Source organism: Cellulomonas sp. URHB0016 (genome assembly GCF_054057935.1).
This window is the reverse complement of the sequence record NZ_JBSRZU010000001.1, coordinates 4,053,316-4,069,915: the sequence shown is the minus strand read 5'-3', so window position 1 is coordinate 4,069,915 and position 16,600 is coordinate 4,053,316. Positions and strand designations below refer to the sequence as shown.

At 73.3% G+C, this 16,600-nt stretch carries 22 protein-coding genes and 1 tRNA gene; 14 read left to right on the top strand and 9 right to left on the bottom strand.

What is annotated here, in order from left to right; all coding sequences use genetic code 11:
- Positions 1-120 precede the first annotated feature (120 nt).
- The 7 genes from ACVW07_RS18715 to ACVW07_RS18685 are packed head-to-tail and all read left to right on the top strand — an operon-like array spanning position 121 to position 4,339.
- Entirely contained in the window at positions 121-1,197 is a 1,077-nt protein-coding gene (locus ACVW07_RS18715; RefSeq protein ID WP_456820701.1) for a hypothetical protein, read from the top strand.
- Positions 1,197-2,462 carry a hypothetical protein gene (locus ACVW07_RS18710; protein WP_456820700.1) on the top strand — a complete coding sequence of 422 codons (1,266 nt, stop codon included), beginning with the start codon at positions 1,197-1,199 and terminating at the stop codon, positions 2,460-2,462. Before ACVW07_RS18715 ends, ACVW07_RS18710 begins: the two co-directional genes overlap by 1 nt.
- Position 2,463: 1 nt before the next feature.
- Complete coding sequence (locus ACVW07_RS18705) at positions 2,464-2,994, top strand: hypothetical protein (RefSeq protein ID WP_456820699.1); 531 nt, start codon at positions 2,464-2,466, stop codon at positions 2,992-2,994.
- A 25-nt stretch (positions 2,995-3,019) separates the two neighbouring features.
- A complete protein-coding gene (locus tag ACVW07_RS18700; protein ID WP_456820698.1) occupies positions 3,020-3,301 on the top strand; it encodes a hypothetical protein in 282 nt (93 codons plus the stop codon).
- A complete protein-coding gene (locus tag ACVW07_RS18695; protein WP_456820697.1) occupies positions 3,298-3,891 on the top strand; it encodes a hypothetical protein in 594 nt (197 codons plus the stop codon). The genes ACVW07_RS18700 and ACVW07_RS18695 overlap by 4 nt, the downstream gene beginning before the upstream one ends.
- A complete protein-coding gene (locus tag ACVW07_RS18690) occupies positions 3,891-4,091 on the top strand; it encodes a hypothetical protein (RefSeq protein WP_456820696.1) in 201 nt (66 codons plus the stop codon). Before ACVW07_RS18695 ends, ACVW07_RS18690 begins: the two co-directional genes overlap by 1 nt.
- Complete coding sequence (locus ACVW07_RS18685; RefSeq protein WP_456820695.1) at positions 4,088-4,339, top strand: hypothetical protein; 252 nt, start codon at positions 4,088-4,090, stop codon at positions 4,337-4,339. Before ACVW07_RS18690 ends, ACVW07_RS18685 begins: the two co-directional genes overlap by 4 nt.
- Here ACVW07_RS18685 and ACVW07_RS18680 read toward each other — a convergent pair.
- The 5 genes from ACVW07_RS18680 to ACVW07_RS18660 all read right to left on the bottom strand — a co-directional run bounded on the left by ACVW07_RS18680 (position 4,336) and on the right by ACVW07_RS18660 (position 7,907).
- Positions 4,336-4,803, bottom strand: a complete 468-nt coding sequence (locus ACVW07_RS18680) for a hypothetical protein (protein WP_456820694.1) — start codon at positions 4,801-4,803, stop codon at positions 4,336-4,338. The two genes, ACVW07_RS18685 and ACVW07_RS18680, sit on opposite strands and share 4 nt — an antisense overlap.
- The gene (locus ACVW07_RS18675; RefSeq protein WP_456820693.1) at positions 4,800-4,973 is read right to left on the bottom strand and encodes a hypothetical protein; all 174 of its coding nucleotides are present in this window, start codon (positions 4,971-4,973) and stop codon (positions 4,800-4,802) included. Before ACVW07_RS18675 ends, ACVW07_RS18680 begins: the two co-directional genes overlap by 4 nt.
- Complete coding sequence (locus ACVW07_RS18670) at positions 4,970-5,896, bottom strand: tyrosine-type recombinase/integrase (protein ID WP_456820692.1); 927 nt, start codon at positions 5,894-5,896, stop codon at positions 4,970-4,972. The genes ACVW07_RS18675 and ACVW07_RS18670 overlap by 4 nt, the downstream gene beginning before the upstream one ends.
- Positions 5,893-6,228 (bottom strand): hypothetical protein, encoded by a 336-nt coding sequence (locus ACVW07_RS18665; protein ID WP_456820691.1) that lies wholly within the window; start codon positions 6,226-6,228, stop codon positions 5,893-5,895. Before ACVW07_RS18665 ends, ACVW07_RS18670 begins: the two co-directional genes overlap by 4 nt.
- Positions 6,229-6,410: 182 nt before the next feature.
- Complete coding sequence (locus ACVW07_RS18660) at positions 6,411-7,907, bottom strand: leucyl aminopeptidase (RefSeq protein WP_456820690.1); 1,497 nt, start codon at positions 7,905-7,907, stop codon at positions 6,411-6,413.
- Positions 7,908-8,091: 184 nt separating this feature from the next.
- On the opposite strand from ACVW07_RS18660, the gene ACVW07_RS18655 reads away from it, so the two are divergent.
- From ACVW07_RS18655 to orn, 4 genes are all read left to right on the top strand, one after another.
- Positions 8,092-8,526, top strand: coding sequence for an META domain-containing protein (locus ACVW07_RS18655; protein ID WP_456820689.1), 435 nt, complete (start codon positions 8,092-8,094; stop codon positions 8,524-8,526).
- A 130-nt stretch (positions 8,527-8,656) separates the two neighbouring features.
- Positions 8,657-8,860, top strand: coding sequence for a hypothetical protein (locus ACVW07_RS18650; RefSeq protein WP_456820688.1), 204 nt, complete (start codon positions 8,657-8,659; stop codon positions 8,858-8,860).
- Between the two features lie 190 nt (positions 8,861-9,050).
- On the top strand, positions 9,051-9,302 hold the full coding sequence (locus tag ACVW07_RS18645; protein ID WP_456820687.1) for a hypothetical protein: 252 nt from the start codon (positions 9,051-9,053) through the stop codon (positions 9,300-9,302).
- Positions 9,303-9,502: 200 nt separating this feature from the next.
- Positions 9,503-10,093, top strand: a complete 591-nt coding sequence (gene orn / locus ACVW07_RS18640; RefSeq protein ID WP_456821124.1) for an oligoribonuclease — start codon at positions 9,503-9,505, stop codon at positions 10,091-10,093.
- A gap of 74 nt (positions 10,094-10,167) precedes the next feature.
- Here orn and ACVW07_RS18635 read toward each other — a convergent pair.
- From ACVW07_RS18635 to ACVW07_RS18625, 3 genes are all read right to left on the bottom strand, one after another.
- Positions 10,168-10,243 (bottom strand) — tRNA-His (locus tag ACVW07_RS18635).
- Positions 10,244-10,321: 78 nt separating this feature from the next.
- Positions 10,322-11,245, bottom strand: a complete 924-nt coding sequence (locus ACVW07_RS18630) for an ATP-grasp domain-containing protein (protein WP_456820686.1) — start codon at positions 11,243-11,245, stop codon at positions 10,322-10,324.
- Positions 11,242-12,411 carry an ABC transporter ATP-binding protein gene (locus ACVW07_RS18625; RefSeq protein ID WP_456820685.1) on the bottom strand — a complete coding sequence of 390 codons (1,170 nt, stop codon included), beginning with the start codon at positions 12,409-12,411 and terminating at the stop codon, positions 11,242-11,244. Before ACVW07_RS18625 ends, ACVW07_RS18630 begins: the two co-directional genes overlap by 4 nt.
- A gap of 119 nt (positions 12,412-12,530) precedes the next feature.
- On the opposite strand from ACVW07_RS18625, the gene ACVW07_RS18620 reads away from it, so the two are divergent.
- Genes ACVW07_RS18620 through ACVW07_RS18610 form a run of 3 tightly spaced genes read left to right on the top strand, consistent with a single transcriptional unit; the run spans position 12,531 to position 15,047 of the window.
- A complete protein-coding gene (locus ACVW07_RS18620) occupies positions 12,531-13,202 on the top strand; it encodes an ABC transporter permease (RefSeq protein WP_456820684.1) in 672 nt (223 codons plus the stop codon).
- A 1-nt stretch (position 13,203) separates the two neighbouring features.
- Positions 13,204-14,004, top strand: coding sequence for an ABC transporter permease (locus ACVW07_RS18615; protein WP_456820683.1), 801 nt, complete (start codon positions 13,204-13,206; stop codon positions 14,002-14,004).
- Positions 14,005-14,042: 38 nt separating this feature from the next.
- Positions 14,043-15,047: a glycine betaine ABC transporter substrate-binding protein gene (locus tag ACVW07_RS18610; protein ID WP_456820682.1), complete on the top strand. Its 1,005-nt coding sequence runs from the start codon at positions 14,043-14,045 to the stop codon at positions 15,045-15,047.
- Positions 15,048-15,094: 47 nt separating this feature from the next.
- On the opposite strand, the gene ACVW07_RS18605 is transcribed toward ACVW07_RS18610, so the two are convergent.
- Complete coding sequence (locus tag ACVW07_RS18605) at positions 15,095-16,537, bottom strand: dihydrolipoyl dehydrogenase family protein (RefSeq protein WP_456820681.1); 1,443 nt, start codon at positions 16,535-16,537, stop codon at positions 15,095-15,097.
- Positions 16,538-16,600: the final 63 nt, after the last annotated feature.

Below are 16,600 nucleotides of genomic sequence, written 5' to 3'. Positions count from 1 at the left end.
CCACCCACACGCACCCAGGGCCGTGGTGGCACGAGGACCCGGAGATGGTCCTCACCGTGCTGGACGTCCTGCAGGAACAGGCCGACGAGGTCGAGAGGGCATCGAAGCGGAGGTGAGCTCGTGGGCAAGACCGCCGTGCTGTCCGTCGACATCCTCGCCGACGCCCGCGACGCCACGAAGGGCTTCGAGGACGCCGGCAAGGCGGCCGGCTCGGCCGCGGAGAAGATCGACGACGTCGGCGGCAAGGCCGGGGACACCGCGACCGGGCTCGGCGCCCTGGCCGGTGCGCTGGACGCGGCCGGGTTCGGGCCCGCGGCATCCGCGCTGCAGCTCGTCGCGACCGGGATGGACGCCGCCGAGGGCGCGTCCATCCTGTTCAAGGTCGCCCAGGAGTCCCTGGCCGTCACCACGCTGAAGGACACCGCGGCCCGGATCGCGAACACCGCCGCCACCGTCGCGCACACCGTCGCGTCCACGGCCGCGTCGGCGGCGACCAAGGCGTGGGCCGCGGTGCAGTGGATCCTCAACGCCGCGATGACCGCCAACCCGATCGGCCTCATCATCGCCGCGATCGTGCTCCTGATCGGGGTCGTCGTCCTGATCGCCACCAAGACGACGTGGTTCCAGGACCTGTGGGCCGCGGCGTGGGCCGGGATCCAGGCCGCCGCCGGCGCGGTGTGGAAGTGGCTCGTCACCGCCGCGACCGGGGCGTGGAACCTGATCATCGCCGGCGTGCGGCTCTACATCGGCATCTGGGTCGGCATCTTCGAGGGCATCAAGACCGCCGCCACGACCATCTGGGACGCCGTCAAGGGCGCCGCGACGACCGCCCTGGACGCGATCCTGCACCCGATCGACGCTGTGAAGACCGCGTTCGACCACGTCGTCGCCGCGATCCAGTCGGTCATCGACTGGCTCGGGCGGATCAAGATGCCCAAAGTCCTGACCGACATCGGCAACGCGATCGGCAACCTGTTCGGCAAGTCCGGCCCCGGAGCCGGCACCGCATCCTCGTCGGCCCCCGGCGTCGCACCGGCCACCCGTGCGCTGCGGGCCGGGTCCAGCTCGAGCGGCGCCGGCGTGGTCAGCATCACCCTGAACGTGCCCGAGTCCTCCGACCCGGTCGCCACGGCCCGCTACCTCAAGGCGCTGCTGCGCCGCGGGCAGGCCGCCGGGGTCCGGTTCGGGGTGACGTGATGCCCGGGACAACGACCTACGGCGTCGACCTGTCGGTGCAGCTCGCCGTCGGCCGCGCCGTCGACGCCGCCGTCTGGGGCACCTCGAAATGGGGCCAGGCACGCTGGGCGACCGCGGACACCGCCCTGGGCGACTGGCTCGACGTGACCTGCGACGTCCTGGACGGGCTGCGGCTGACGGCCGGGTCGAACACCGAGGACGGCGTCGCCCGCCGCTGGGAGTCAGCGTCGGCCGCGTTCACCCTGGACGGCCGACAGTGGGACCCGTGGAACGGCCCGCACGCCGGCATCATCGGCGACCGGACCCCCGTGCGAGTCCTGTACCGCACGACCTCCCCGGTGGGCGCCTGGGCGGCCGCGTTCACCGGGTACGTCGCGACCCGCGGCTACTCGTGGGACCCAGGCGAGGCGCAGGCCGACGTGCAGTGCGTCGACGGCACGTCGATCCTGGTCGCCTCCGACCTGGTCGCCTCACCGGCGGCCGGCGCCGGCGAGCTCGCCGGCGCCCGGGTGACCCGGATCGCGGCCGCGGCCCGCTGGCCGGGCGCCCTGGACGTCACCGCCGGCGGCACCGCGCTGCAGGCGACCACCCTGGACGCGCCCGCCTGGGACGAGCTGCTGTCCGTCGCCGACTCCGACCTCGGCCTGCTGTGGGTGACCCGCGCCGGCGCCCTGGCCTACCGGCCCCGCGGCCGCGTCGGGCAAGGCGTGACGCTGGCCGGGCGGCTCGTGGTGTGCGCGACCAAGCCCGGCGACGTGGCCGTGATGACGATGGGCGCCAACCAGCCCTCGGTCACCCGGAACCGGGTCACGATCTCCCGCAAGGTCGACGTGTCGGTCCCGGGTGACGTCCCGGTGCCCGCACAGCGCGAGGACCGCGAGTCGATCGCCCGCTACCAGCCGTTCGCGTTCAAGGACGTCGAGCTCCTGCACACGAGCGACGCCTGGTCGACGACGATCGCCGAAGCCGTCCTTGGGCAGGGCGCGTGGCCCTCACCGGCCCCCGGGCAAGCGCTGCTCGACACCATCAGCGAGGACCCGCGCGTGCCCGCGGTGCTGCTCGGCATCGAGCCCGACCGCACGTTCGACGTCGTCGACGACGCCGGCAGCATCTACCGCCAGGCCGTCACCGGCTGGGACGTCGAGGTGCGGCATGACTCCCTCGAAGGGCTGCTGCTGCTCGAGGACGTGTCCCGCTGGACGAACGTCGCCAAGTGGGGCACCGGCAAGTGGGGCATCGACCGCTGGGGCATCGGAGGGATCTGACATGGCAACCGGACGCAAGACCGTCGTCGTCGGGCAGGTGATCGACCCTGTCACCTGGGGCAACCCGCTGTGGGACCAGTCGGTGCAGACGTTCGCGTCGGCCGCGGACCGCACCGCGCAGTTCCCCGCACCGCTCAAGGGGGCCAAGACCTACCTCGAGGACGTCGCCCGCTGGGAAGGGTGGGACGGCACCCGGTGGGTCCCCGAGGTCGTGTTCATCCCGCCGGGTGGCTGGCCGGCGCCCGTGGTGGGAGCGAACAACGGCAAGCCGATGGAGACGTTCTCGTGGACGTTCACCGCGTCCACCAACGCCGGCGGCGACGTGAACCTCAACATCCCCGCCGGCCTGACCCTCGCGTCGATCTACTACCTCAACGTGGTGGGCCGTGGCTCCACCGCGTTCCCGATCACCGCGTTCTTCTACGGGGTGTCGAACCTGACCGCGCCGTCGGTGCGCCTCTACAACGCGGGCACCCCCGCCGCCAGCACGTCGGTCGCGATCGCGGTCACCCTCACCGGGCAGCGCGCATGAGCCAGCAACCACACCAGGAGGAGACATGACCTACCAGGACACCGCCGAGCTCGTCGTCGACCCCGCGTCCCAGGGGCGCGTCATGGCCGCGGCGACCGAACAGGCGCTCATCTTCGTCGACGACGCGCGCCCCGAGTTCATCGCGCCCGCGCAGCTGATCATCTTGTCTCCGGGCAACGCCGTGCCGTTCGTGAACCTCGTCGCCGGTCAGCCCGGCATCACGGCCGCGTCAGCCGACGCCGACATCCTCGCCGGCGTGCAGGCCGTCTGGCCGAAGTACGGCACCGCGATCCTGCAGCCGACATGACGCGGCTCGGCGACGACGCGGTCGCCTACGCGCTGTCCCGGGTCGGCGGGGCCATGCCCGACTCCGGGCTGTGCCTGCAGTGGACCCGGGAGCCGTTCGCGATCGGCGCCCTGTACGGGTCCGCCGTCGACGCCTGGTACGGGTCGAACCACCGCGTGCCCGGCGACCGCAACCCACCGCCGGCCGTGCCCGTCTGGTTCGACTCCTCGAGCATCTACGAGCACGTCGCGTTCCACTGCGGCGACGGCGTGATCGTGTCCACGTTCAACGCCGAGATCCGCCGGTTCGAGTCCATCGGCGCGATGGAAACCGTGTACGGCCCGTACGCGGGCTGGGGTCCCGGGCTCAACGAGGTGCAGGTGTGGTGGCCGCCGACGACGCCGGCCCCGGAGATGGAGGACGACGTGAAGGCGCTCATCTACACCGACGGCACCCCCACGTGGTGGCTGTACGACGGCCTCACCAAGCGCGAGCTGCGCCCGGGCGAGCCCGACCAGCTCGTCGACCTCGGGCTCATCACCCGCGAGCAGCTCGACGCCGGCCCGAAGTGGCTGCCGGCCACCACCATCGACGGCATCCCGGACGCCTGATGTCCGCCCGGGACGCCGTCGCGCTCGTCCTGGCAACCACGGTCGGCGTCGCGTGGGTCGTCGCCGTCGTGGCCGCCGTGACCAACCCGGGGTCCCTGACGTTCAAGGGCTCCGTCGTGCTGTACGGGCTCGGCGGGACGCTCGTCGGGGCCGTCGTCGGGTGGCTCGCCCGCTCCACCAGGAAGGACGAGGAACGATGACCCACCAGGACCGCGGAGTCCCTGAGCCGCGGGTGCGGCTGCGCCGGCTGCTCGCCCTCATGCGGGCCCTCGCCGGCCCCCGCGGCGAGTCCGCCGTCGCATGGCACGGCGCCGGGTTCACCTACGTGCTGTCCGTGAGCCGGGAGCCCGACCCGCCCTACGAGCTCGACATGGACGTCGACCCGAACGCCGACCACCTCGACGTGCTCGTCGAGGCGGTCCGCGACGCCCTCACCGTGCAGCCCTAGAGACCGGCGAGTCGGCGGATCGTCGCCAGCGGGATCACCCAGGCACGCTCGTGGTCCGACAGACGGCGCCCCCACTGCCGGCCGTCGAGCTCTACGGCGTTCTCGCGTACGACGTCCGCGGGAATGCCGAGCAGCCGCGCCGCGGTCACCACGTTGACGAACGCCGGCAACGTGGCGATGGCGTCCGCCAGACGGACGTCTGGCGGAGGGGGAACCACGTCAGGCTCCGCCTGGCGGACGACAGCAGTAGACGGCAGTAGCCGCGCATCGGCAGGGATCCGCCACGCTCCCCGCGAGTCCTTCACCGCACCCTCGATGCGCCCCTCGGGCAGGTACCGGTCCAGGGTCCGCGGCGCGATGCCCGTCTTCTCCGAGTACTTCTCCTTCGAGAGCATCGTCGTCATCACCTCGATGGCGGACGCCTGGCGGACGTCTGGCGCGGTCACTCCGTCGAGTCTGCTCATGCGGGTCTCCTTCGGGGTCGGGGCCGTTCGGGGTGGGTGATCTGCCAGGCCGCGTCAGAGACGGCCTCGGCCACGCGGTACGCGGTACGGGCCTGCATCGCCACGACGACCTCGTCCTCGACGACGAGCACGACCAGGTCCCCATCGACGACGATCTCGACCTTGGTCACGCCGGCCGCCGGCGAGAGACCACAGATCTGGAGGTTTGTGGTCTGGCGTCCGGTACGCGATGGGGTGTGACATTCGCTGCGAAACTTTCACTCGGGCTTTCACTAGCGACTCGGAACCCGGAGGCCGTCCGGATGCGCCGGGCAGTGTCGTCCGGGAGCTGCACGTAGCGCAGCGTCGTCGCCGGCGACGCGTGTCCCAGGAGCGCCTGGACACCGAACACGTCGGCCGACTGCGCGTAGGCCGCCGTCGCGAACCTGTGCCGCAGCGTGTGCGTGGTCCAGCCCTTCGGCAGAAGCCGCTGCACGAGCTTGCCGACCCACGCCGGCGACAGGTGCCCGTCGACCTGCCCAGGGAACGCGTAGCCGGCGGCGTCCAGGATCACGCCGGCGACGACGTCGTCGAGCGGGACCATCCGCGTCCGGCCGCCCTTGCCGTGCACGACCAGGGAGTACCCGAGCAGGTCCGCCACGACGTCGCGGGTGTGCACGACGGCGATCTCGGCACGCCGCAGCCCGTGCTCACCGGCGAGCCGGACCATCAGCGCCTGGCGCTCGTCGGCCGCCGCCAGCGCGGCGAGGGCGTGGTCCTCCGGCAGCGGCCGGGCACGCGGCGGCGTACGGCGGACGCGCGGCAGCTCGAGCGCGGGGTCGACGTCTACCAGGCCCCGGCGCTTGGCCCAGGCGTAGAACCCGCGCAGCGCGCCGCGGTGCGCGTGGCGGGTCTCGGCGGCCCACCGCTGGGCACCGAGGTAGGCGAGCAGGTCGTCGAGCGTGACCGCCCACGGGTCGGGGACGCGCTCGGAGGTCGCCAGCTGCGAGAGCTGCTGACGACGGGTTCGGATCGTGGTCTCAGGCTGTCCTGCGGCGCGGAGGCTCACCAGCCACTCGTCGATCGCGGACGCCCACGGGGCTGTGAGTGTCATGGGCCAGGCGTACCGGGTCCAGGCTGTCGCGGCATCGCCTCGATACGAGCCATGAGCTCTGCGAGGAAGTCGGGCCCGACACGTCCGGCGAGCCCGAGCAGCTCGCTGATGATGGTGGCGGCGCCGTCGCTGTCCATCAGGTAGAGCACGTCGACGCGCGTCGTGCCCTTGTTCAGGCGACCCTCAAGGTTCAAGGCGAGAGCCCGACCAGCGCCGGCCGGGTTCGCCGTGCCCACCACCGCGACTGAGACCGCATCCAACAGGATCGCCCGTGTTACGTCGATCGAGGCGTCCCCGATGCCGAACGCGTCGCCGCCCCTGATCTTGCTCATGCGGCCAGGGCCCAGCGGGAGGAACTCGAACCTGCAACCATGCGCAAATCCGTCGGTTGCAGGTTCGAGTCCTGCCGGGGGCGCTCCGGGTGGTGGTGCGACGCCTCGTCCCACCACCGCACGTCTGCCTCGGGACTCGCCCGACGCCGACGTGGCGTCACGGCCGGCAGCATGCACCTCGGCTACCGGGCCGCGGCCCAGCCGGCCACGACCTCGGCGAGCAGCCGGGCGCCGTACCCGGTCGCGCCCTTCGTCCGCCACGCGTCGTCCTTCTCCGACCGCATGGGCCCGGCGATGTCGAGGTGCGCCCAGGGCACGTCGCCGACCCACTCCGCGAGGAAGAGCGCCGCGGTGATGGCGCCCGCGAACTCACCGCCCAGGTTCTTGATGTCCGCGACCTCGGAGTCCAGCAGGTGCCGGTAGCGGTGGTCGAGGGGCAGCCGCCACACCCGCTCGTCGGTGCGGTCCGCGGCGGCCTCGACGAGCGCCGCCAGCGTGTCGTCGTTCCCGATGAGGCCCGCGCTCAGCGGGCCGAGCGCCGCCAGGCAGGCACCGGTGAGGGTGGCGATGTCCACGATCGCGTCGACACCGTCCTCGCGTGCGAGCGCGATCGCGTCCGCGAGGACCAGGCGGCCCTCGGCGTCCGTGTTGACCACCTCGATCGTCCGCCCGCTGCGCGTCGTCAGGACGTCGCCGAGCTTCGTCGCGGACCCGGACGGCATGTTGTCGGTGCAGGCGAGGTAGGCGCTGACCCGGACCGGCACGTCGAGGTCCCGCAGGACCGTCATGGCGGCGAGCACCGCACCGGCGCCGCTCATGTCCATCTTCATCGCGGCGTGCATCGCGTTCGACGGCTTGAGGCTGATGCCGCCCGAGTCGTACGTGATCCCCTTGCCGACCAGCCCCAGGTGCCCCGGAGCAGCATCGTCCGGCGTGTGACGCAGGACGATCATGCGGGGCTCCTCGACCGACCCGGCGTTCACGCCCAGCAGCCCGCCGCACCCCAGCTCGACGAGCGCCGCCTTGTCGTGGACCTCGATCTCCAGCCCGGTCGCGGCGGCGAGACGCGTGGCCACGTCCGCGAGACCGGGTGCCGTCAGGTGCCCCGCCGGCGTCCCTGCCAGGTCGCGGGACAGCGCCGCCGCCCGGGCCAGGACGAGCCCGCGCTCGGCGCCGCGCTGCGTCTCCGCCAGGTCGTCGTCGACGTCGACCACGAGCACGATCTCCGAGACCGCCACCGCGTCCGACGACGACCGCAGCACGTCGTAGCGGTACCGGCCCAGCAGCACGCCCTCGACGACGGCCTGTGCGGCGGCCGCCACGTCACCGTCGCGCGTCGGCACGGAGGCCAGGTCCGAGACGAGGACCGCCTCCCGCGCCGCAGCCCGCGCGAACGACGCCGCCGCATCCCGCAGCACCGCCGGCGTGACCTCGCCGGGCGCCCCCACCCCGACCGCGACCACGGGCGCCTGGGCCCGCGCCACGGTGAACGTGCTCCCCGCCTTTCCGGTGAACCCCCACTCGCGGAGCACGCCGCGGGACAGCCCGACCACGCCGGGCACCGGCCCTGCGCTCGCGACGGCGACGCCGAGCACGTCGTGCTCGCCGCGTCCCACGGCACGGACCCGGACGTCCCGGGTGGCACCGACGGAAGGGGTGGGGTCGAACGTCGTGCTCATCGCGCGCTCCTGCGGGAGGTCGGTGTGGACGGTCGGCACGCCCGGACGGGCGCCGGCTCCTCAGCACCGTAGCGAGACCGGAGGTGCGTGGCGCTCCTCCGCGCCGCGGCACCGGCGAGCGCGCCACGACCATGTCCGGGCGCCACCCGAGCGAACTGGCCCCGACGGCGCTAACGTGCCGGACATGGGACGCCGAGCAGCCGTGCTGGCCCTGGTCACCGCCCTCGCAGTCGGGGCGCTCGCCGCCTGCGCGGACGACGGCGGAGGGTCCGGGGGCGACGCGAGCGCGGCCGTGAGCACGAGCCCGTCCGGCGCCGCCTCGTCGGCGAGCTCGGGCGACCCCGTCGGCACCTGGGGCACGTCGAGCACGGGCGAGGCGTACCTGGTCCTGGCCAAGGACGGGACCGTGACCGGTTCCGACGGGTGCAACCAGCTGTCCGGCACGTGGAAGTCTGCGAGCGACGGCGTCACCTTCTCGCCGTTCGCCGCCACCCAGATGTTCTGTGCGGACGTCGACACGTGGCTCGGCCGCGCCACCTCGGCCCAGGTCCAGGGCGACGAGCTCGTCCTGTCCGGCGAGGACGGCACTCAGATCGGCACCCTGCAGCGCACCGCCTGACCCCCGGCGCCAAGGGCCCGGTATGCCCGAAAAATGATGTGACGCCCCCGTCGGCGGGGTGGTCTGGTTCTCCTGCACACCGATCACCAGGGCCGCTCGGGCCCTGGTTCGCCATGTCCAGGAGACGACCATGCATCCCACCATGACGTTCGAGCTCGCACGGCAGGACGCCGCGGCCCGCCTCGAGCATGCCGAGACCATGCGGTCCCGGGCACGCATCCTGCAAGCCCGCCATGCGAGCGACGCCTCCCGTCGCCCGCCGGATCCGCGGCGCGTGACCGTCCCGTCGTGGCTCCTCGCCGGTGTCACGTCGGGCACGGCGCTCGCGCGCTGACCCAGCTCCGTCATCGAGCACGAAGGGACGACGCACTCCGGGTGTCGTCCCTTCGTGCTCGACCCGTGTCCCGCACAGCCACGTCCCCACGGGCACCGCCCGGGCGCACGCCGCGCGGTCCGTGCCCGTGCCACCATGACGCCATGCCGCAGCGCGTCTCCGCCCCGAACCCGCAGACCGGGGCTCGTTGATGGGGCGTCATGCCACCCCGGCACCGGGCGCGGCGCGCCCACCGCGCGAGCGCTTCCTCTCCCGGGTCGTCACGTGGCTCGAACGGCTCGTGCTCGGCATCGCGGCCGGCGCGGTGACGCTCGGCGTCCTGCACTGGTCGGGAGCCGACTCGACCACGGCCCGGTGGTGCGCGGGCATCGCGACGGTCGTCGTCGTCGCCGCCGCCTGGCTGGCCTCGACGGTTCCGGGGCACGAGGACACCCGGGCCTGAGCGCCACGTCCCCGGGCAGGTCACGGCCGCGCCGGGCGTCCGCACGGCGTCCCCGCCCTGCGGGACCCGATGGGCTCGATCCGCACAGCGGCACGCTCGTCACCCCGTAGGCTGACCGGGTGACGAGCGCGACGACGCCTGGGGGCGCACCCTCGAACGGCCACGAGAGCGCGGAGCGCATCGTCTGGATCGACTGCGAGATGACCGGACTGGACCTGGGTGCCGACGCGCTGGTCGAGGTCGCCGCGGTGGTCACCGACTCCGAGCTGCGGGTGCTCGGCGACGGGGTCGACGTGGTGATCGCCCCACCGGTGGAAGCCGTCGACCAGATGAGCGACTTCGTGCGGACCATGCACACCACCTCCGGGCTGCTCACGGCCCTGTCGGCCGGTACCTCGCTCGCGGACGCGGAAGCGCAGGTCCTCGACTACATCCGCACGTGGGTCCCGGACGCCGGGAAGGCGCCGCTCGCCGGCAACTCCGTGGGTACGGACAAGGCGTTCCTCGACCGGCACATGCCCGAGCTCGTCGCACACCTGCACTACCGCGTGATCGACGTCTCGTCGATCAAGGAGCTCGCACGCCGCTGGTACCCGCGCGTCTACTTCGCGTCGCCGCGCAAGAACGGCGGCCACCGGGCGCTCGCCGACATCCTCGAGTCCATCGACGAGCTGCGGTACTACCGGGCGGCGCTGCTCCCCGCGCAGCCGGGACCCGACTCCGCGTCCGCCCGGCGGATCGCCGCGGAGATCGTCGCGACGTCCGTCAAGCGCCCGGCGACGTCCGCCTGACCTCCATCGGCCCCGGGCACCGGGCCGGGACGACGAGAGGCGCCGACCGTGACGGTCGGCGCCTCTCGCCATCATGGGGTGGCTAACGGGACTTGAACCCGCGACCCCCTGGACCACAACCAGGTGCTCTACCACCTGAGCTATAGCCACCACGTGACGGACCAGGCGCGAACGCCTGGGCCGTCGAAAAGTGTACCGGGTGCCACGGCGTGCCCCGGACACCATTGCTCAGAGACGCGCCGCCAGGGCGTCGGCGAACCGCTCGACCGACCCGGGAGCGAAACCGAAGAAGAACGACGGCTCGGTGAGCTCCACCTCGAGGATCACCGGCTCGCCGTCGTCGTCCGGGATCAGGTCCACCCGGTTGTACAGCAGCGGCCCGGCGTCCGGGAAGATCTCGGACAACGCGGCCACCACCCGGTCGCCGACCTCCCGCTCGGCGTCGCTCGCCTCGCGAGGGGTCATGACCTCCCGGCGGTACAGGACTCCCTCGGTGTCGCCCTCGCGGTACGGGCCTTCCAGCAGCGCGCCCTTGCGGACCGCGTGGCTGTACTGGCCGTCGACGTACACCAGTGCCGTCTCGCCCGCCGTGTCGACCTGCCGCAGGTACCGCTGGATCATCACGCGGCGGCCGACGCCCAGGAGGTTCTTGGCGTGCGTGATCGCGAGCGACCGGCTGGACGTGACACCGGCGTCGTACCGGCCGGTGTCACGCGAGCCGGCACTCACCGTGGGCTTGACGACGAAGTCACCGAACGCCGGGAAGCGGGTGTGGATCGCGCGCGCGTCGAAGTTGCGCTCCGGGTCCAGCCAGATGGTGGGAACGATCGGGAGACCACGCTGCTCGAGGTCGCGCAGGTAGGTCTTGTCGATGTTCCACGCGACCACGTCGGCCGGGTTGAGCAGCGTGCTGCTGCGCGTCACGCGGCGGGTCCAGTCCGCGAACTGGGCGGGCCGCTCCGTGTAGTCCCAGGTCGAGCGGATCACGACGTGGTGGTACGTGGCCCAGTCGACGGTCGGGTCGTCCCACACGACGACGTCCGTCGGGATACCGCGTGCCACCAGCAGCTTCAGCAGCGGGTGGTCATCGGGGTCGAGCTCGGGGAGCTCGGCACAGGTGGCGAGCGCGAGTCGTGCGGTCGGAGTCGTCACGTGGGAAGCGTACCGACGGGGTCCTGCTCCGCATCAGGTGCGCGGCGGGCGTCCTGCGTCACACTGCCCGGCTCGCCCGGGGCACCGTCCGTCAGGCGCCGCAGGGCCTCGAGCACGCTCCGAGGCGTCACCCAGCCGATGGTCCGACCGCCCTGCGTCACCGGGAGCCGACCGTCCGGGCGGCCCACGAACGACGCCAGGACGTCGCCGAGCTCGGTCCCCAGCGGGACCGAGGCCGCGTCCGTGCCGAGCGTGACGACGGACCCGCCGGCGCCGGCCGCCGGGGAGCGCGTGTCCGCGGCAGCCTGCGCCGTCGCGGGATCGTCGACCACGGCACCGTCGACGGTCTCGGCGAGGTCGTCGTGCTGCAGCCGCCCGAGCGCGAGGAGCCGCGCCATCCGGCCCCGTCCCACGAGGTCGGCCACGGCCGGGCTCGCCGGACGGGCCACGACGTCGAGGGGCGGTGCGAGCTGCTCGACGTGCGCGCCGGTGCTGAGCACCGCGACCCGGTCGCCCATCCGGACGGCCTCGTCGATGTCGTGCGTGACCAGCATCACCGTGGTGCCGACGGCGCGCTGGATCCGGGCGAACTCGGTCTGCAGACGCCGACGTCCCACCGGGTCCACCGCACCGAACGGCTCGTCCATCAGCAGCACCGGCGGGTCGGTGGCGAGCGCTCGTGCGACACCGACGCGCTGCCGCTCCCCGCCGGAGAGCTCGTGCGGGAAGCGGCGGGCGTACCGGTCGGGGTCGAGCCCGACGAGCTCCAGGAGCTCGTCGACGCGCGCCGACGTGCGGCGCCGGTCCCAGCCGAGCAGCTTCGGCACGGTGGCGACGTTCTGCGCGACCGTGCGGTGCGGGAACAGCCCGACGTTCTGGATGACGTAGCCGATGCGGCGGCGCAGGGCGACGGGGTCCGTGGTCGTCACGTCCTCGCCCTGCAGCAGGATCCGGCCGGACGTCGGCTCGACGAGCCGGTTGGCCATCCGCAGCGTCGTCGACTTGCCGCAGCCCGAGGGGCCGACGAGCACGAGCACCTCGTGCTCGTGCACGTCGAGCGTCAGGTCGTGGACGGCGGCCTGCTCACCGCCCCGGCCGACCGCGCGCCCCTGCTCGGACGCGTAGTCCTTGCTGACGTGCTCGAACCTGATCGCGCCGGCTGCCACTCGAAGGACGCTAGCCCACAGGGTCGACGGGCGCCGTCGCAGGCGGCACCGCGGCGGGCGGCGAAGTCGGCGACCGTCGACGCAGCGCGGGTGTCGGGGCGTGCCGGTACGTTCGCTGGATGCGGATGGCAGCACCGTCCAACCCCTGGTTCTCCTGGGAGTACCTGCAACGCAACAGCGCGGACGTGCTCGCCGCGCTGCAGCAGCACACCACCCTGACGCTGGAGGCGGTCGTGGTCGCGTTCGCGCTCGCGCTCCCCCTCGGCGCGCTCGCGCACCTGCGCCCACGGCTCGGGGGGCCGCTGCTCGGGGTCGCGGGAGTCATGTACACGATCCCGTCGCTCGCCCTGTTCGCGGTGCTCGCGCCGTACACGGGCGTCGGGCGCACCACCGTGCTCATCGGCCTGGTCGCCTACGCGCTCCTGGTGCTGATCCGCAACGTGCTGGTGGGGCTGCAGGGCGTGGATCCCGCTGTCCGGGACGCCGCCCGCGGCATGGGGTACGGGCGCGTCCGGCTGCTGCTCACGGTCGAGCTGCCGCAGGCCGTGCCGAGCATCGTGGCGGGTCTGCGACTGGCCACCGTGTCGACCGTGGCGCTCGTGACGGTCGGCGTCGTGGTCGGCTACGGCGGGCTGGGGCAGCTGATGTTCCGCGGGTTCCGCAGCAACTACCACGCGGAGATCATGACGGCGACGGTGCTGTGCCTCCTGCTCGCGCTCCTGTGCGACCTCGTGATCGCGGGCGTCGGCCGTCGGCTCACCCCGTGGGCCCGCAGCACCAGGCCGGTGTGACGTGGACGTCCTGCAGGAGGCGTTCGCCTGGCTCAACGACCCGCTGAACTGGACGGGACGCAACGGGGTCCTCGCGCTCACCGTCGCGCACGTCACGGTGTCGGTGCTGGCGGTGCTGCTCGCCGCAGCGGTCGCGCTGCCCGTCGGCCTCTGGCTCGGCCACCGGGGCCGGGGGGCGACGGCGGGCGTCGTGGTCGCGAACACCACGCGCGCGCTGCCCACCCTCGCGCTCCTCACCCTCCTGGCGGCGAGCGGGTTGTTCGGCAGCACCGCCACGGTGATCGCGTGCGCCGTGTTCGCGGTGCCTCCGCTCCTGTCCGGCGCGGTGACAGGCCTCGGTGACGTGGACGCCGACGTCCGCGAGGCCGCCCGGGGCACGGGGATGTCGGGCGCGCGGAGCCTGTGGTCGGTCGAGATGCCGCTCGCCGTGCCGCAGCTGGCCGCAGGCATCCGGACGGGGGCGGTGCAGGTCATTGCCACCGTCCCGCTCGCGGCGCTCGTCGGAGGCCGCAGCCTCGGCACGATCGTGGTGGAGGGCTTCGGCACGCAGAACTACGGCCAGGTGGTCGCCGGCGGGTTCCTCGTGGCCGCGCTGTGCCTGGCCGCCGAGGGTCTGCTCGCTCTCGCCCAGCGCCTGGTGACGCCAGCAGGCCTGCAGGCCCTCGGGCGTGACGGACGCTCCGCACCGGGTCGCCGCAGCTCCCGACGCACCGGGCGACGCCCCACACCACCGAGCCCAGCGCCGACACCGGTTGCCATCGACGCACCGACCGGCTCGAATGGGTCACGCTCCCCCGTCTGACCGGCCCACCCTCCCGTCCCCTGCCCCAGGAGTGACCGATGAACGCCAGACGTACGACCGCCCTCAGCCTGCTCGCCGCCGCGACCCTCGTGCTCGGCGCCTGCGGTACCCCCGGGTCGGGCGGCGGAGAGGCCGACGCCCAGGTCAGCGGGACCTCCGGGCTGCCGACGTGCGACCCGGTCGCAGGCGAGAAGCTCGTGGTGCTGACGGACGACCAGGGCCTCCAGAACGCCGACAACATCATCCCGGCCGTCAACAAGGCGGCCGCTGACGCCAACCCGGCGATCCTCGCGACGCTCGACAAGGTGTCCGCAGCACTCGACACCGACACGCTCATCGAGCTCAACAAGGCCGTCGACATCGACCGCCAGACGTCCAGCGAGGTGGGCGGGAAGTTCGTGACCGACGAGGGCATCGCGGCCGACGACGCCACCGCGGGCTCCGGCACGTCCCTCGTGGTCGGCGCGGCGAACTTCTCCGAGAGCGCCACGCTGGCGGAGATCTACGCGGCCGCACTGCGCACCGCCGGGTTCAGCGTCGAGGTCCGCACCATCGGCAACCGCGAGCTGTACCTGCCGCAGATCACCGACGGCACGCTGACCGCGGTCCCCGAGTACGCGGCGACGCTCGCCGACTTCCTCAACGCCCAGCAGAACGGCGCGGACGCCGAGTCCGTCGCCTCCGACGACGTCGACGCGACCGTCGCCGCCTTGACACCGCTGGCCGCGACGGCCGGTATCAAGGTCGGGAAGCCGTCAGCGGCCCAGGACCAGAACGCGTTCGCCGTCACCGAGGCGTTCGCACAGGAGCACGACGTCACCACGTTGAGCGATCTCGCCACGAAGTGCGGGGGCCTGGTCCTCGCCGGTCCGGCCGAGTGCCCCGACAGGCCGTTCTGCCAGCCCGGTCTCGAGGAGACCTACGGTCTCGAGTTCGGCGAGTTCAAGTCGTACGACTTCGGGCTCATCGGCGAGGCGATCCGCAAGGGTGACGCGGCGATCGGCCTGGTGCTGTCCAGCGACGGTTCCCTGGCGGCCGACTGAGGCGGCACGGGCGCCCCGTCACAGGGGCTCGCGGCAGCAGCCCGCCGTCAGAGGCCCGCGGTCTCCAGGAACCGGAGCCACACCTCGCTCAGCGTCGGGTACGACGGCACGGCGTGCCAGAGCCGGTCGAGCGGCACCTCGCCGACGACCGCGATCGTGGCGGCGTGCAGCAGCTCGGCGACGTCAGGCCCCACGAACGTCGCGCCGACGACGACACGCCGCGCACGGTCGACAACGAGCCGCCCCGTGCCCTCGTAGTCGGGTGACAGGACGGTCGCGCCTGCGACGTCCTCGAGCGCGTAGTCGAGGACCTGCACGTCGATCCCCGCGTCGCGCGCCTCGGCCTCCGTCCGGCCGACCCAGGCGACCTCGGGTCGGGAGAACACGACCTGGGGGACGGCACCGTGGTCGGCGGTCGCCCGGAAGCGGCTCCACGGAGGCGCGGCTCGCTCGTCGTCGCCCCCGCCGGGCCCGAACCGGTGGGCGATCACGTCGCCGGCCACCCGGGCGTCGTACTTGCCCTGGTGGGTCGTCGCGGTCCGGCCGGAGACATCACCCACGGCGAACAGCCAGCCGTCCGTCACGGCGGTGACGCAGAGGGCGTCGTCGACCTCGGCCGGCTTCCCCGGTTCGAGGCCGACGAGGTCGAGGCCGAGGTCGTGCGTGCTCGGGCGCCGGCCGGTGGCTGCGAGCACCTCGGACACGGTCAGCCGCTCGGGTCCGTCGGGGGTGCTCAGGTCCAGGTGCACGCCGTCGTCGTCGCGTGTCGCCGCCGTCACCTCGGAGCCGAAGAGCAGCCGCACACCGGCCGCACGCAGGGCGCCCGCGACGAGCTCGCCCGCGGAGGGCTCCGCGCCGGTGAGCAGCCGGGACCCACGGACCAGGAGCGTCACCTCGCTGCCGAGGTCCGCGAACGCCGTCGCCATCTCGACGCCGACCACACCACCACCGAGGACCGCCAGCCGTGCCGGCACCTGCTGGGCGGACGTGGCCTCCCGGCTGCTCCACGGCGCGACCTCCGTGAGCACGGGCGGGACGACGGGTACCGACCCGGTGGCGAGCACCACGGCGTGCCGGGCGACGACGGCGCGATCACCGTCCGCACCGTGCACGGTCAGGACGCGCGGCCCGGTGAACCTGGCGTGGCCGCGCAACAGCGTGATGCCCGTGCTGTCGAGCCAGCCGACCTGCGAGCCGTCGTCCCAGTGGTGCGTCACCTCGTCGCGCCGCGCGAACGCCGCCGCCACGTCGACCGTCCCGGTCACCGCCGCCGCCGCACCCGGCACCGCACGGGCCGCCGCGAGCGCCGTGCCCGGTCGCAGCAGCGCCTTCGACGGCATGCAGGCCCAGTACGAGCACTCACCGCCGACCAGCGCGTGCTCGACGACCGCCACGCTCAGGCCCGTCCGGCCGGCGCGGTCGGCGACGTTCTCCCCGACGGCGCCGCCACCGATCACCACGACGTCGAACTCCTGCGCCTGCTGCTCCATCGTCGCGCTCCGTCCGTGCCGCGGGACCGCCCCGGGACGCCCCGGGCGGTCCCTCCATGCTGG

Excerpts from the sequence above, each read along its gene's own strand:
- ACVW07_RS18710 (WP_456820700.1), top strand. The coding sequence starts at position 1,197 with ATGCCCGGGACAACGACCTACGGCGTCGACCTGTCGGTGCAGCTCGCC.
- ACVW07_RS18705 (WP_456820699.1), top strand. The coding sequence starts at position 2,464 with ATGGCAACCGGACGCAAGACCGTCGTCGTCGGGCAGGTGATCGACCCT.
- ACVW07_RS18700 (WP_456820698.1), top strand. The coding sequence starts at position 3,020 with ATGACCTACCAGGACACCGCCGAGCTCGTCGTCGACCCCGCGTCCCAG.
- ACVW07_RS18695 (WP_456820697.1), top strand. The coding sequence starts at position 3,298 with ATGACGCGGCTCGGCGACGACGCGGTCGCCTACGCGCTGTCCCGGGTC.
- ACVW07_RS18690 (WP_456820696.1), top strand. The coding sequence starts at position 3,891 with ATGTCCGCCCGGGACGCCGTCGCGCTCGTCCTGGCAACCACGGTCGGC.
- ACVW07_RS18685 (WP_456820695.1), top strand. The coding sequence starts at position 4,088 with ATGACCCACCAGGACCGCGGAGTCCCTGAGCCGCGGGTGCGGCTGCGC.
- ACVW07_RS18680 (WP_456820694.1), bottom strand. The coding sequence starts at position 4,803 with ATGAGCAGACTCGACGGAGTGACCGCGCCAGACGTCCGCCAGGCGTCC.
- ACVW07_RS18670 (WP_456820692.1), bottom strand. The coding sequence starts at position 5,896 with ATGACACTCACAGCCCCGTGGGCGTCCGCGATCGACGAGTGGCTGGTG.
- ACVW07_RS18665 (WP_456820691.1), bottom strand. The coding sequence starts at position 6,228 with ATGAGCAAGATCAGGGGCGGCGACGCGTTCGGCATCGGGGACGCCTCG.
- ACVW07_RS18660 (WP_456820690.1), bottom strand. The coding sequence starts at position 7,907 with ATGAGCACGACGTTCGACCCCACCCCTTCCGTCGGTGCCACCCGGGAC.
- ACVW07_RS18655 (WP_456820689.1), top strand. The coding sequence starts at position 8,092 with ATGGGACGCCGAGCAGCCGTGCTGGCCCTGGTCACCGCCCTCGCAGTC.
- ACVW07_RS18650 (WP_456820688.1), top strand. The coding sequence starts at position 8,657 with ATGCATCCCACCATGACGTTCGAGCTCGCACGGCAGGACGCCGCGGCC.
- ACVW07_RS18645 (WP_456820687.1), top strand. The coding sequence starts at position 9,051 with ATGGGGCGTCATGCCACCCCGGCACCGGGCGCGGCGCGCCCACCGCGC.
- orn (WP_456821124.1), top strand. The coding sequence starts at position 9,503 with ATGACCGGACTGGACCTGGGTGCCGACGCGCTGGTCGAGGTCGCCGCG.
- ACVW07_RS18620 (WP_456820684.1), top strand. The coding sequence starts at position 12,531 with ATGCGGATGGCAGCACCGTCCAACCCCTGGTTCTCCTGGGAGTACCTG.
- ACVW07_RS18610 (WP_456820682.1), top strand. The coding sequence starts at position 14,043 with ATGAACGCCAGACGTACGACCGCCCTCAGCCTGCTCGCCGCCGCGACC.
- ACVW07_RS18605 (WP_456820681.1), bottom strand. The coding sequence starts at position 16,537 with ATGGAGCAGCAGGCGCAGGAGTTCGACGTCGTGGTGATCGGTGGCGGC.